At 46.2% G+C, this 14,468-nt stretch carries 10 protein-coding genes; 5 read left to right on the forward strand and 5 right to left on the reverse strand.

Annotated features, from left to right (window positions below):
* Positions 1–22 precede the first annotated feature (22 nt).
* From hisC to HL061_RS00835, 5 genes are all read left to right on the forward strand, one after another.
* A complete protein-coding gene (gene hisC / locus HL061_RS00815; protein ID WP_252962408.1) occupies positions 23–1,165 on the forward strand; it encodes a histidinol-phosphate transaminase in 1,143 nt (380 codons plus the stop codon).
* A gap of 222 nt (positions 1,166–1,387) precedes the next feature.
* Positions 1,388–3,679, forward strand: coding sequence for a bifunctional prephenate dehydrogenase/3-phosphoshikimate 1-carboxyvinyltransferase (locus tag HL061_RS00820; protein ID WP_252962431.1), 2,292 nt, complete (start codon positions 1,388–1,390; stop codon positions 3,677–3,679).
* Between the two features lie 226 nt (positions 3,680–3,905).
* Positions 3,906–4,856 carry an EamA family transporter RarD gene (gene rarD, locus HL061_RS00825; RefSeq protein ID WP_186474605.1) on the forward strand — a complete coding sequence of 317 codons (951 nt, stop codon included), beginning with the start codon at positions 3,906–3,908 and terminating at the stop codon, positions 4,854–4,856.
* Positions 4,857–4,913: 57 nt separating this feature from the next.
* Positions 4,914–5,351 (forward strand): dihydroneopterin aldolase, encoded by a 438-nt coding sequence (gene folB, locus HL061_RS00830; protein WP_186474603.1) that lies wholly within the window; start codon positions 4,914–4,916, stop codon positions 5,349–5,351.
* A gap of 19 nt (positions 5,352–5,370) precedes the next feature.
* Entirely contained in the window at positions 5,371–5,874 is a 504-nt protein-coding gene (locus HL061_RS00835; RefSeq protein WP_228724592.1) for a 2-amino-4-hydroxy-6-hydroxymethyldihydropteridine diphosphokinase, read from the forward strand.
* A 170-nt stretch (positions 5,875–6,044) separates the two neighbouring features.
* Here HL061_RS00835 and cysE read toward each other — a convergent pair whose 3' ends face one another.
* The 5 genes from cysE to ggt all read right to left on the reverse strand — a co-directional run bounded on the left by cysE (position 6,045) and on the right by ggt (position 14,428).
* Entirely contained in the window at positions 6,045–6,956 is a 912-nt protein-coding gene (gene cysE / locus HL061_RS00840) for a serine O-acetyltransferase (RefSeq protein ID WP_093069160.1), read from the reverse strand.
* Positions 6,957–7,144: 188 nt separating this feature from the next.
* Positions 7,145–8,023 (reverse strand): RNA methyltransferase, encoded by an 879-nt coding sequence (locus HL061_RS00845; protein ID WP_252962409.1) that lies wholly within the window; start codon positions 8,021–8,023, stop codon positions 7,145–7,147.
* Positions 8,023–8,403, reverse strand: a complete 381-nt coding sequence (locus tag HL061_RS00850) for an Hpt domain-containing protein (protein ID WP_071001485.1) — start codon at positions 8,401–8,403, stop codon at positions 8,023–8,025. The genes HL061_RS00845 and HL061_RS00850 overlap by 1 nt, the downstream gene beginning before the upstream one ends.
* Before the next feature lie 71 nt (positions 8,404–8,474).
* The gene (dnaE, locus tag HL061_RS00855) at positions 8,475–12,194 is read right to left on the reverse strand and encodes a DNA polymerase III subunit alpha (RefSeq protein WP_252962410.1); all 3,720 of its coding nucleotides are present in this window, start codon (positions 12,192–12,194) and stop codon (positions 8,475–8,477) included.
* A gap of 296 nt (positions 12,195–12,490) precedes the next feature.
* Complete coding sequence (ggt, locus tag HL061_RS00860) at positions 12,491–14,428, reverse strand: gamma-glutamyltransferase (protein WP_252962411.1); 1,938 nt, start codon at positions 14,426–14,428, stop codon at positions 12,491–12,493.
* Positions 14,429–14,468 lie beyond the last annotated feature (40 nt).

Below are 14,468 nucleotides of genomic sequence, written 5' to 3' on the forward strand. Positions count from 1 at the left end.
TGATAACCTCCAAGGATAAACCATGCAGCCTGATCAATTGACAGCATCAAACCTATCGCCATTAACGCCAGCTTATGACAGTATTCTGACGTTGGCACCTTATCAGACAGGTAAACCAATTGAAGAGCTGACGCGCGAATATGGTGTCTCAGATGTGGTGAAGCTGGCCAGCAATGAGAACCCGATGGGGTGCTCACCGCGAGTGACACTAGCCATCACTGAGCAACTGGGTCAATTATCACGTTATCCTGATGGCAATGGTTATTATCTGAAGCAAGCGTTGGCTGACTTTAATGATGTCAAGGTCGAGCAGATCACGCTTGGCAATGGCTCTGATGATTTGCTCGATATTTTGGCACGTAGTTTTGTGGGTGCTGATGATGCTATCGTCTATAGTCAGTATGCGTTTGTGGTCTACTCTATGCTGGCAAAGATGCAAGGCGCGATGGATGTTGAGGTGCCTGCTCATCGGTTTGGTCATGACCTAAAAGCCATGAGCCAAGCGGTACAAGATAATCCCAATACCAAAATCGTCTTTATTGCCAATCCCAACAATCCAACGGGTACGCAGTTAGAGCAAAAAGAGCTGCGCCAGTTCGTTGCCAGTGTGCCAAGCTCAGTCTTGGTTGTATTGGATGAAGCTTATATCGAGTATAGCCCTGAGAGTAACAACCGCGCATTGTTAGATGAGTTTGATAATGTCATCATTGTGCGTACGTTTTCTAAAGCTTATGGGCTGGCAGGTTTACGTGTGGGCTATGCCTTAAGCTCAGTAGCTGTTGCAGAGTTATTGAACCGAATTCGTCAGCCATTCAATGTCAGCCGTGTAGGCCTAGCTGCTGCCGCTGCAGCACTTGCTGATCAAGATTTTATCGAAAAAACGCGCCAGATGAATGATGAGCAAATGCGTTGGTTAGAAAAGCAGTTTGATACATTGGGGTTGGGTTTTGTGAAGTCGCATGCCAATTTCATTATGGTTGAAGTGCAGGTTGAGATGGAAGATATAACTGCCGCTTCAATCCATCAAGCACTTCTTGAGCAAGGCGTTATTGTTCGGCCATTGGGCGCTTATGGGCTGCCAAACTGGTTACGCATTACGGTAGGTGTGGCTGAGGACAATTTACGTTTGATTGATACTTTGCGTTCTATTCTCAGTGAAGACTAGAGCATGTCCCCAATTCAAACGTTTATCACCATTTTTAAAATAGGGACATGTTCTCATCACATCCATCGATATGTTTTGATCAAAGGTATTATTTAGTAAGAAGTGATCTCAACTAGCCATTAACTTATATAACGCTGGGATTTACCGAAATTTATCCGAGCGCGTTCAACGAGAAAAGCCGTGAGTCGTCAGAAAAAAAACAATCTTCAGCCCCCTTTAAATATGCATCGACCTATATTCGAACAAGTTTGTGTGATTGGACTTGGGCTCATTGGTGCTAGCTTCGCGCAAGCTATTAAAGATAATGGCTTAAGTGAGCGACTGGTCGCAGTCGATAGGCATGCACCAAGTATTACAGAAGCTATCGAGCATGGTCTGCTTGATGCTGGTAGTGCAAACCTACAAGACGTCATAAGCGGTAGTGATTTAATCATCATTGCAGTGCCTGTACAGGCAGTACAAGCAGTGTTTGTAGATATCAAACAGGCAATGGATAACGGACAGCTTGCCGCTGACTGTATCTTAACCGATGTCTGTAGTACTAAAGTCAATATCATTGACGCGGCCAAAGCGGTGTTTGGTTCGTTGCCGGTAGGTCTAGTGCCCGCGCATCCAATTGCTGGGGCCGAAAATTCAGGGTATCATGCCAGACGCGCCAGTTTATTTGTCAATCATAGTGTCATCATCTGTGAGCTAGCTACCACAAGCAATGTCGCGATTACTAAGTTGCGACTATTGTGGGAATCAGTGGGTGCAAATGTCATATCGATGGATGCAGGTCACCATGATCGTATATTGGCGCATACCAGCCATTTGCCGCATCTGCTTGCCTTTAACTTGGTTGAGCAATTGGCAAGCCACGATGATAATTTAGATATGTTTCGTTATGCTGCCGGTGGGTTCCGCGATTTTACGCGTATTGCCGCAAGCGACCCTAAAATGTGGCATGATATATTTTTTGCCAATCAAAGCGCCATTGTGAGCGCCCTTGATGAGTATGGTGTCTATCTGCAAACCATGCGCCAGCTCATCATTGGTAAAGATTCAACCGCCCTGATGGGACTTTTGGGCCGCGCGCAAGCCGCACGGCGACATTTTGGCCATATGTTAGCCAGCACCCCTTATACGGATACTTCTGCCATGTCAGCTTCTTATAATATTACCCCTAGCAATACTGTCTCTGGCACCATTGCCATTCCTGGTGACAAATCTATCTCGCATCGCAGCATTATGCTTGGCAGTCTTGCCACAGGCGTAACCCAGGTTACTGGATTCTTGGAAGGGGAAGATGCCCTTGCAACGCTGCAAGCATTCCGTGATATGGGTGTGACCATCGAAGGCCCTGATAATGGGAATTTGACCATTCATGGTGTCGGTATGAATGGCCTAAAGCCTAGCAAAACGCCTTTGTATATGGGTAACTCGGGCACGAGCATGCGTCTGCTATCTGGTATCTTAGCAGCGCAATCATTTGATAGCGTGTTGACAGGTGATACTAGCCTAAACAAACGCCCGATGGAGCGGGTGGCTGCACCGCTACGCACGATGGGTGCCGTCATCCAGAGTACAGGTCATAGTGGTACGGCACCGCTTAGCATTACGGGTCGTGATACCGCTGGTAAGCCATTGCAAGGCACCGAATATGATATGCCAGTGGCATCAGCACAAGTAAAATCTTGCTTGCTGCTAGCAGGTCTATGGGCCGAGGGTACGACAACGGTCACTCAGCCTGAGATCAGCCGTGACCATACCGAGCGTATGCTATCCGCTTTTGGTTATCCAGTAATTGTAGAAGGCAACCGTATCAGTGTCACCGGTGGCGGCACACTAACAGGTGGCGATATTGCGGTTCCTGCTGATATCTCATCTGCGGCGTTTTTTATGGTGGCTGCTGCTATTAGCCAAAATAGTGAGTTGACCTTGACGCAAGTCGGTATCAATCCTACGCGTACTGGCGTTATTGATATTCTAAAATTAATGAATGCAGATATTAGCCTAAGCAATGAGGCCCATGTTGGCGGCGAGCCGGTGGCTGATATTACGATTCGCAGCTCAAACTTGGTCGGTATTGAGATACCAGAGCATCTCGTACCACTAGCAATTGATGAGTTCCCTGTACTGTTTGTCGCGGCTAGCTGTGCCAAAGGGCGTACCGTCTTGACTGGTGCTAAAGAGTTACGCGTCAAAGAGTCGGATCGTATTGCTGTGATGGCTGAAGGTTTACAGACGCTTGGCATCGATTGTACTGTCACTGATGATGGGCTGATTATTGAAGGCAAAGGCACTGCTACTGAGAACGGCGATATAAATAATAGCCAGCCTGTTTTTGGTGGTGGTCACATTGTCTCGCATCATGACCACCGTATTGCGATGAGTTTCTCTGTTGCGAGTCTGCGTGCTGCTGAGCAAATTACCATTGAAGGGGTTGAGACGGTCAATACCAGCTTCCCAGGCTTTGCTGAGCTGGCTAACCAAATCGGTATGTCTATTCAAGTGGATACTGATGCTGAATAAATGAGTGAGTGTGGATCAACATTTTCCTATAATCATGTACTGTAAAGCATCCATAAAAAGCTCAATCTAATATCGTTAGCAATGTACTCATGTCACTATTGGCATGAGTATATTGCTTTTTAACTTATAATTTCACTGTAGTGACCCTGCGCTTTCACCACTAAATTGATAATAATAATCAGAATTAGGTGAGGGTGCGCTTTGCTCTAAAAAGTTGTCCTGTATTATGACTACCCAAAATGTCGTCAAAAAACCTGTTGCCCCGATTACCACAACCAGACGCGGTATTATCACTGCCCTTGGTGCCTTTTTTATCTGGGGTGGTTTCCCTTTATACTTTAAGCAATTATCCAATTATGATGCAACAGAGATTATCGGGCACCGTATTGTTTGGACGTTTTTTTGCCTACTCATTGTATTGGTAGCGACCAAGCGTTGGGGGTGGATAGAGACGCTCAAACAAAACCCAAGATGGATCGCGTTGTCACTCGTCTCTGGGTTAATTATCGCAACCAACTGGCTGACCTATGTATGGGCGGTCAATCATGATCGTATCCTTGAGGCCAGTTTGGGATACTTTATTGGGCCATTGGTAGGTGTTGGCTTATCGATGATTTTATTCAAAGAGCGCCTGCGCACGCTACAATGGGTAGCCATTGGCTTTGCACTACTGTCTGTGGTCATTCAAGTGGTGATGCTTGGTAGTCTGCCGTGGATATCATTGATTTTAGCATTCAGCTTTAGTACTTATGGCACCATTCAGCGGCAAACCCCATTGACTGCTGTCGATGCTATGTTTGTTGAAACGGCCATGCTAGTACCCTTATGTATTTGGTGGTTTTGGCAGTCAGATGTCGTCAGCCATCAGCTAAGCTTTTGGTTCAGCTCAAACATTTGGCTACTGATGCTCGCAGGCCCGATTACGTTGATACCGCTGTTATTATTTAATAAATCGACCAAGCTTGTGGCATATAGTATCTTAAGCTTTATGAATTATCTGACGCCGACCTTTATTTTCTTCTTAGCGGTATTTTATTACAATGAACCATTTGATCTACATCGTCTGGCAGTATTTGGTTTGATTTGGTTAGGGTTACTCTTATTTAGCATTGATCTGTGGCGACATCGTCCAAGTAAAGTGTTAAAGGCTGAGCGTCTCCGTGAAGAGGATTTATAATCGGTTAATTAAAAAATCAAAAATACGCACAAAAAATTAGCAAACAAGGATGGAAGCATGTTTCATACTCAGTCTGATGTAGTATTTGTAAAAGGTCTAAAGGTTGAGGCGGTCATTGGTGTGTTTGATTGGGAGCGCGCCATTACTCAGCCGTTACTGATCGATATCGCGCTTGAGACGGATATTAGCCGTGCTGCTGTGTCCGATGATGTCAGCGATGCGCTGAGCTATAAAGAAGTCTGCGATGATGTGAGCGTGTGGTGCAAAGAGATTCAGGCAAAGCTGCTTGAGCATTTGGCCGGTCAGATCTCTGATAAGCTATTTGCAAAATATGACTGTCAAAAAATCACGTTAAGTATTGCCAAGCCGACTGCTATTGCTCAAGCAGATGCGGTAGGGGTACAAATAACACGCTATGCGCCAGCGCTAACCAATGAGCCAGCTACTAAAGACGTTACCAAAGAAGTTAATGACAGCCAAGCCGATGATGCATAAAACGTCGATGGATTTGAATATGGCAACGCTAACAAAATGCGCACCTGAGATTCTGCAAGCGCAGTCCTTGGTAGAGGTGGTGTTAGCGCTGGGTAGTAACTATCAAGCCGAAAAATATCTACCGATTGCTCGAGAGAGTTTGGCAGCGCTGGGTGAGATACGATTGTCTACTGCTTTTCAAAACCCTGATTTTACTGCAACCTTGGAACAGCCAAAGCCTGACTATACCAATCAATGTGTCCATCTAGCACTGAATACACCGATGAGTTTGCAGCAACTACAGCAAACCTTTAAAGCGCTTGAGGGGAACTGTAATAGACGTCGACAGACTAAGCCGAATCAAGTGCGACGAGTGACAATGGATATTGATATTTTGATGATTAAATTGGCTACTATAGAAAATAGCCTAAGCAAAAAATTGATATTTAAATCAATATCTGATTGGATTGTAATGGCGAATCGTTATCCCTTTAAAGCACATGAAATTGTAGGGATTGAAGAGTTGACTGCATTTACTGATTAGCTGTTTGAATAGCGTTTTGAGAAAAAATTAATAATAAATAGACAGTTAGTGGGGTGACTTATTTTAACTCACACTGATAACATCTGATATTTTTGCAGTAGATAAGGCTAAGGGGCGTAAAATGTATTGTACGCCCCCTGGTTTTATTTGTTTTACTGAAACTCTCGTATTCACTTCTGCTCGTTATCTGCTGCATCGATATCAGCACGACCAATCACATCTAAATCCTCTAGGCACAGCTTATCGTATTTCTTTTTACAAAAATTAGGATCGATATCACACATCGCTGACTGTAACTGATCGAGACGATTCTCTGATTGTTGAATGTGTTCGAGCATTTTAGCAAACGCTTCTGCGACAGGATCTTGTGAATAGGGATCGATACCATAGGCACGGAAGGTATTGGTGCGTTTTGCGGTAGAAGTGGTGTCAGCTGCTTGATCCTTGATGCTCCCGCCAGCTTGCGCGACTTTTTCTTGTTGCTTGGCATCTTGTACTTTTGTCGCGATGGGATTGCCTTTTTCATCGTGATGATCTGAGATCATACGAGCAGCACTGCCAACCATCGTAGCGCCTGCTGGTACTGGTTTGACTACCACTGCATTCGAGCCAATTTTGGCGTTTTTGCCGACTGTAAATGGCCCTAAGACTTTGGCACCAGCACCGACCGTTACACCGTCTTCTAGCGTTGGGTGGCGTTTGCCATTATTCCAAGACACACCGCCTAGAGTCACACCGTGATACAACGTCACATCGTTGCCAATCTCAGCAGTCTCACCGATGACGACCCCAACACCATGATCGATAAAGAAACGCTTACCAATCTTGGCAGCAGGGTGAATCTCAATACCTGTAATAATACGCGAGCCATATGAGATGACGCGAGCCGCCAGTTTCTGTTCACGATTCCACAGACAGTGCGCACCGCGATGTAGAATGAGCGCATGGATACCTGGGTAGGTTAGGATGACTTCCAGACTATTGCGCGCTGCAGGATCGCGGTTAAATACCGCATCGATATCTTCTTTCAGATCTTTTTTGATGCTGACAAGCGATCTGAACAATTTGGATGGCAATGACATAAAGCGTCCTATCTATTCGTCGATAAAGTAGCGTTGCTAAAGTAGCAATGTTTTATTTTATGGTCATGATGGTTAAATAATGATGAGAGTATATTGTTGCTCATTTTTTCTAAGTTATAACAGCTTTGTACCGCAAAATATAGTAAAAAGCTGTCAAATGAAAGCGAGCTGATAAACAATGACTTGTTTTAGTCTTTGGATAGTTTTGCAATCAAAGCACTTAATAGCTGATACTCTTTTTGATCAAGCTGTAGGCGTGACCCAAGTCTAGACAAGCGTGATGGCAATGACTTTAGATGTTCGCTATTTGCCAGACCGCGTTGTACCATAAGGTCAGTAGTACGCTGAGTGAGCTGTTGCAGCTGCTGCTGATTAATAGCAGGCTCATCCCATTGCTGACGCAAATTCACGTTGATTGTCGATTGGGAGTCGTTGTTCTCGTCTAAACTGTCCGCTGTCTGATTATGCGTTTGAGCATAAGCAAAAATAAAGCTGGCAATGACCTGCACTGCTGAGGCGACATTTAGTACAGGGTAAGCAGGATTGGCGTCGATTTGAATGTGATAATCAGCACAAGCCAACTCTTCATTGGTCAACCCGCGATCTTCACGCCCAAATAATATAGCGATATTTGGTTTGCTAGAAACAGCGTCTGATGAGGTGTCAACGTTATTATCATTTGCACTTAAAGCCGACTGTGTATCAATAAAATCAAACATAATCTTAGCGGCTTGCGTGGGTGTCACAACAGGGCGCGGCATATGACGACTGCGGCTGCTGGCTGCAAATACCAGCTGACAGTCGGCAATGGCAGACTCTAGAGTAGGTGCGATCACAGCAGATGACAGCAGCTCACTACCACCTGCCGCATGAGAGACACTGGTCTCATCAATTGGCAATTTGGGGTCGACAACGGTCAAACGGGACAAGCCCATTGTATGCATGGCGCGTGCGGCTGAGCCGATATTGGCAGGCAACGTCGTATTGACCATGATGACTTGTAAGCAGTCGAGGTAGTCATTCACTGTACGGGCTTGCTCAGTAGATGATAAAGAGTCGTTACTCATTATTGCCCCAATCTTTGATAGATTTCTTGTTCAGCACGTTGTAATGCGGCGGCAATCTCTTCAATAAGATCAGCTTGTTCACTAATGTGGCGCTCACGGCAGCATTCTTGTAGTTGGCTGCTAAGACGAACCAGCTGAGTCGTACCCAAATTGGCACTTGCGCCTTTTAGGGCATGAGCGGTCTCAAAGCCATTGGCGTTATCATCTTCTTGCTGAGCGATTCGCAGTGCTGCAACGCGTTTTTGACTGTCATTGAGGTACACTTGTATCAGCTCGACAAAATCTTCTTCTAGCAAGTCACGCATGTCTTCGAACTGTTCGTGATTGATAATCTCTTCATCAGTCTGACCAGTCATATTATTATTCGTCATGTCAGTCATGGCTTTTATCCAATTGTTAAAAGTTAAAGCAGTCAAATTACTATAGTAAATTTTTGGTTGGATTGTGCATTTTAGCTGTAATGAAAGTGTAAGTTATCTTCACTAACTAACGTCTTCAGTTGTTGCAAGTTATCATCGTTCGGGTAAACCCGCCAATGTTCGGATAGTCCCACGTTTGCGATACCATAAACGTCATACACGCTCAAACCAAGTGGCAAGCAGTTATCATTGATAGAAGTATCTGTATTACTGAGCGCATTGTTTGCATAACTTTGGGGCATGCTATTTTGATTAAATGCGTCATGGTTCATATCGTTCTCTAGAGCCAATAAGTCATTGCCATTTTCATCATACAAACTGCCGCCCATGGCAGGGTCGTAAGTGTTACTACCACTATTGCCTGGCTCATCTTGCTCTTGATTATAAGCCAAGCGTGGCTCAGGTATGATATCAGCCTGTGCAGATTTGAGTAATGGTTGCAAGCGTGTGAGTAGGTCGATATCGCTACCATGGACTTTGATACTGATTTTTTTGAGCCAACGCAGGCGCGCATCGACCATGCTCATGGCACTATCAAGACGCGCAAACAAGCGCCCATCACGCTCACGAATACTGCCTTTGATAATGACGACTTCATCGATTTTCAATTGCTCTTTGACACGGTTGAAACGCTCAGCATAGCAGCTGACTTCTAATCTTGAGGTGCCATCATCTAAAGTAATCACATTACGATTACCAAAGTTAGCGATGTCTATAATGAGTCCTGCAAAATAGCAACTACCGTTATAACCAGTATCTGTCAATTTATTGAGGCGCGTGCCTGAGGTGTAATGTTTTAACTCATCTAAATATTCATTAATTGGATGACCCGTTAAGTACAACCCTAAGGTGTTCTTTTCCGCCTTTAGGCGGTGCTTATCACCCCAGATCAGCTCTGGCGTCATCACGAGTGGCGGCGCTGCAACAACACCGTCCATTTCGCCAAACAGATCCATCATGCCAAGCTCGTTATTTTGACGATCTTGCTCAGCCGCTTGCACCGCGCTTGGCAGTTGGCTCATCAAGGCACCGCGAATCTCGTAAGCTTCGTCGGCTGGTAAGTCGGGTCGTAGCGTCGCAGCAAAGTCATCAAAACAGCCAGCACTGACCAATGCTTCGAGAGTACGCTTATTAACTTTTTTGATGTCCACACGGCGGCAAAAATCATATAAGTCTTTGAATGGTCCATCCGTTCGACGAGCATTAACGATGGACTCGACAGCCCCTTCACCTACGCCTTTAATCGCGCCCAATCCATAAATGATATTGGTTGGAGTGTCTGCGACAAAGTGCCACTCGCTGCGATTGACTGACGGATTGACCACAGTCAAATCAAAGTTTTCACGGCAATCATTGATAAAGAACACCACATTGTCGGTGTTGTTCATATCGGAGGTTAATACTGCCGCCATAAATTCAGCAGGATAGTACTGCTTGAGATAAGCCGTCTGATAGGCAAGTACCCCATAAGCCGCAGAATGCGAGCGGTTAAAACCATAACCTGCAAACTTTTCCATCAAATCAAACACACCGCCTGACGTGACTTCATCGATGCCTTGTGAAGTTGCACCAGTGACAAAGATATCGCGCTGCTTTGCCATCTCTTCAGGTTTTTTCTTACCCATGGCGCGGCGCAGCATATCAGCACCGCCCAAACTATAACCTGCCATCACCTGTGAGATTTGCATCACCTGTTCTTGATAGACGATAACGCCATTGGTATTCTCTAAAATCGGCTCAAGATTGGGATGGTCATAAATGACCTCTTCACGACCGTGCTTACGGTCGATATACATCTCTACCATGCCGGCATCAAGCGGGCCGGGACGATAGAGCGCACACATGGCGATGACGTCCTCGATATTGGTCGGCTGCAGTTTGGCCAGATACTTTTTCATGCCCATACTTTCTAGCTGAAAGACGGCGGTGGTTTTGGCATCTTGTAGCAGCTTATAGGCTTTGACATCATCTAACGGCAAATCTTCCAATACCAATGCGGGTACATTTTCTTTGGCACGGCGCAAGTTGATGTTCTCAACCGCTGCGTTGATGACCGTTAAGTTACGTAGACCCAAAAAGTCAAACTTCACTAGTCCTACGGCTTCGACATCGTCTTTATCAAACTGGCTGACACGGTGACCCTCATCGTCACAATAAATGGCGCTAAAGTCTGTGATTTTGTGCGGCGCAATCAATACACCACCAGCATGTTTACCGACGTTTCGGCAGACACCTTCGAGCTTGACTGCCATCTCCCAAATCTCAATGGCATCTTCATAATCCATGTTGTCAGGGTTAGAGATCAAGTCTTTGAGCTGTGGTTCTTGCTCTAGCGCTTGGCTGAGGGTGATACCGGGTGTTTTGGGAATGAGCTTGGATATTTTATTGGCCAAGAAGTACGATTTACTTTGGACGCGTGCCACATCGCGCACCACCGCTTTTGCCGCCATGGTACCAAAAGTGATGATCTGTGAAACGGCATCACGACCATAGGTTTGCGCCACATAGTCAATCACGCGATCGCGCCCTTCGATACAAAAGTCGATATCGAAATCGGGCATCGATACCCGCTCAGGGTTTAAGAAGCGCTCGAATAGTAGATCGTAATGAATCGGATCAAGGTCGGTAATATTGAGCGCGTAGGCGACCAATGAACCTGCACCAGAACCACGTCCAGGGCCTACTGGCACGCCATTGGCTTTCGCCCAGCGGATAAAGTCCATGACGATAAGGAAGTAACCCGGGAAACCCATTGATAGGATAATATCCAACTCATAGGCGAGACGCTCGTCATATCTTTGACGGAAATCGCTCCAATTGTCCGTACGGGCCTCAACAGGGAAAAGCTTATCTAAGCGCTCTTCCAGACCGCGCTTTGACTCTGCCCGAAAAAACGATTCAATCGTCTCGCCTTCAGGGACAGGGAAGTCGGGCAGTACGTTAATGCCCAGCGTTAAAGTCACATTACAGCGAGTCGCCAAGCGTAAGGTGTTGTCAACCACCTGCGGAATATCGGCAAACAGCTGCGCCATTTGCTCTTGGGTTTTTAGATACTGCTCATCAGAATAATTCCGCGGACGGTTAGGGTCAGCCAGTACGTACGAGCCTGCGATACACACGCGGGCTTCATGCGCATCAAAATCCTCTTGCGCCAAAAAACGTACGTCATTATGCGCAATGATGGGGATGTTGTGTTTGGCACCTGAGTGAATGGCTGCTCTAATAAAAGCGTCCTCGCCTGAGCGATTGGTACGCTTGATGGCAAAGTATAAACGATCGCCAAATTGCGCTTGCCACTCGGTGAGCAGCTCATCGGCTTTTTCTGGCATAGAGCCAACCAGTGCTTGGCCTACGTCTGACTTTTCGGTGAGTAGGACAATGACGCCTGCTGCATGTTCTAGAATATGACTGCGTTTAATCACAGGTGTGCCATGATTGACAGGGTCAGCGCGACCTTCGGTAAACCCAAGCGACACGATACGGGTAATGTTTTGATAGCCTTCGTTATTCATCGCAAGTAGGGTGAGGCGTGTGTCTTCATTATCCATGATGACTTCGCTGCCGATAATGGGCTTGATACCCGCGCCTAGGCAAGCACGATAAAACTTCACCGTGGCATATAAATTGGACAAATCAGTCAAAGCCAGCGCCCGCTGATTGTCAGCTGCCGCCGCTTTCACGAGTGGCTTGATGCGCACGATAGAATCGGTGATGGAATATTCGCTGTGGATACCAAGGTGTACAAATGCCATAGAAGACTCTTACTAGTACGATCAAAAGAAATAAGCTAGCGATAAAATACAGGATGATTATCAATCATTTGTAGTGTTATCGAGAGGTGGTTAAGACCTCGGTAGCCATGTTGATACGCTTTAAATGGGGTCGTTAATAATAGCATTATTTGCGGCATGCAGCCACTGATTGCAAGGGTTTAATCTGAGGGATGTGAATTATCATGTCAATTTAATTACGTAAGAAATGATATAAAAAACCCTCAACACGGTAAAGTGCGGAGGGCTATATAATTGATAAGTAATGACAATTTAACTTAGTACCCAACCACCGCTGCATCCACAATACGGGGATCAGAAGATCCATACAGGCCGTTTGGTGTGAGCATAATCGACTGCGTGGAGCCCATGGCGGACTTTGGACTGACCGTGTGCCCCATAGATTCAAGCTTTTTGACCGTATCGACATTGAGCGCTTTTTCAATCCGAATCTCATCAGGGAGCCACTGATCATGAATACGCGGTGCGTGAGTTGCCTCAGCGATATTCATATCATGGTCGATGACGTTAGAGATAATCTGGGTGACAGTCGTGATGATACGACTGCCCCCTGGGCTGCCCGTAACGATATACGGTTTGTTGTCTTTAAATACCAGCGTTGGACTCATCGAGGAGAGCGGACGCTTATTGGCTTCAACAGCATTGGCGTCACCACCAATCAATCCATAGCCATTTGGTACGCCCGGCTTGGCAGAAAAATCATCCATTTCGTTATTTAACAAAATACCTGTGCCGTCAGCCACGAGACCAGTGCCATAAGAGAAGTTCAACGTATAGGTGTTGGCGATGGCATTGCCGTCTTTATCAACAATAGAGAAATGCGTGGTTTGATCGCTCTCATAAGGGAGCGGGTTGTTGGCTTTGATGGTCGCGGCTGGCGTGGCTTTATTGGGGTCAATCAGTGTACGCAGGTTATCCGCATAGGCTTGTGACGTTAGGCCGCTAGCAGGTACGTCGATAAAGTCAGAATCCCCTAGGTACTCAGCACGATCTGCATAAGCCAGTTGCATCGCTTCCGCCATCAAATGAATGGTCTGTGCGCTGTTTTGACCATAGTCCCCCAGTGGATAGCCTTCTAAGATATTTAATATTTCGATAATGTGAATACCACCAGAGGAGGGCGGTGGCATAGAGACAATCTCATAACCACGGTAATCGCCTTTGACAGGCACGCGGGCGATGGCTTCGTAATCGGCTAAATCCTGCAAGCTCATGCTACCGCCTGCTTCATTGACGGCTTTTACGATGTCACGCGCGGTTTTCCCTTTATAAAATCCGTCTGCGCCTTGTACCGCGATTCGCTTTAGCGAGCGGGCAAGCTCAGGCTGCTTTAATCGCTCACCCGGTTGATAAGCGCTGCCATCAGGCTTGAAAAATACCTTTTTGGTGCTCGGCCATTTTTGCAAGCGATCACTCAAAGCAGTAAGCGATTCGGATAAACCAGCGGTGACTTCTATGCCATCTTCTGCCAATGCGATCGCTGGTGCCATGACTTGCTCGCGGTTCATGGTGCCATGCTCTTCTAATGCTTTTAGTAGCCCTGCTACTGTCCCCGGCACCCCAACGGCTAAGCCATGATAGCGAGATAAGTCACTGACTGCGTTGCCCTCATCGTCGAGATACATATCACGAGAGGCGCTACTTGGTGCTTTTTCACGGTAATCAAGCGCCACCGTTTTGTCTTGCTTGGCATCATAAATCATCATAAAACCGCCACCACCGATATTACCAGCACGTGGCAAGGTCACAGCAAGGGCAAAGCCAACCGCAACCCCAGCATCTACCGCATTACCACCGTCTTTCAAAATCTGTAAACCGATGTCAGAGGCCAGCGCTTCTTGGGTGGCGACCATGCCATTTTTTGCCCATACTGGATGATGAATGGCATCTTCAGAGTAGATAGCCTGATCGCTATTGGCATTGTTTGAGGTGGTTGTGAGAGTAGTGGTTTTTGCCCGTGTGATGCGTTTGGTTTCAGATACGACGGTTGGGTTGTCCCTCATAATGGCTAGATTGATGGCATTGGTATCAATCGAGGTGTTATTGACCGTGGGGCTGTTGGCTGAAACGGTTGGCTCTAGTGCATGAGCAGAGACAGACAGTAGTAGCGCACTCGTAATAAGGGCTGCGCTAGATTTTAATTGGTTATGAGTCTTGGGTTTTTTTTGCTTATCATAAGAGAGTGGCTGTGACATCGCAAAGTCCTTTTTGGGCAAGTAGAAAAAATAGGGTATC

Source organism: Psychrobacter sp. PSP (genome assembly GCF_024085615.1).
GTDB lineage: Bacteria > Pseudomonadota > Gammaproteobacteria > Pseudomonadales > Moraxellaceae > Psychrobacter > Psychrobacter pacificensis.

Excerpts from the sequence above, each read along its gene's own strand:
- HL061_RS00835 (WP_228724592.1), top strand. The coding sequence starts at position 5,371 with ATGGCAACGCTAACAAAATGCGCACCTGAGATTCTGCAAGCGCAGTCC.
- HL061_RS00850 (WP_071001485.1), bottom strand. The coding sequence starts at position 8,403 with ATGACTGACATGACGAATAATAATATGACTGGTCAGACTGATGAAGAG.
- cysE (WP_093069160.1), bottom strand. The coding sequence starts at position 6,956 with ATGTCATTGCCATCCAAATTGTTCAGATCGCTTGTCAGCATCAAAAAA.
- ggt (WP_252962411.1), bottom strand. The coding sequence starts at position 14,428 with ATGTCACAGCCACTCTCTTATGATAAGCAAAAAAAACCCAAGACTCAT.
- folB (WP_186474603.1), top strand. The coding sequence starts at position 4,914 with ATGTTTCATACTCAGTCTGATGTAGTATTTGTAAAAGGTCTAAAGGTT.
- HL061_RS00845 (WP_252962409.1), bottom strand. The coding sequence starts at position 8,023 with ATGAGTAACGACTCTTTATCATCTACTGAGCAAGCCCGTACAGTGAAT.
- hisC (WP_252962408.1), top strand. The coding sequence starts at position 23 with ATGCAGCCTGATCAATTGACAGCATCAAACCTATCGCCATTAACGCCA.
- rarD (WP_186474605.1), top strand. The coding sequence starts at position 3,906 with ATGACTACCCAAAATGTCGTCAAAAAACCTGTTGCCCCGATTACCACA.
- dnaE (WP_252962410.1), bottom strand. The coding sequence starts at position 12,194 with ATGGCATTTGTACACCTTGGTATCCACAGCGAATATTCCATCACCGAT.
- HL061_RS00820 (WP_252962431.1), top strand. The coding sequence starts at position 1,388 with ATGCATCGACCTATATTCGAACAAGTTTGTGTGATTGGACTTGGGCTC.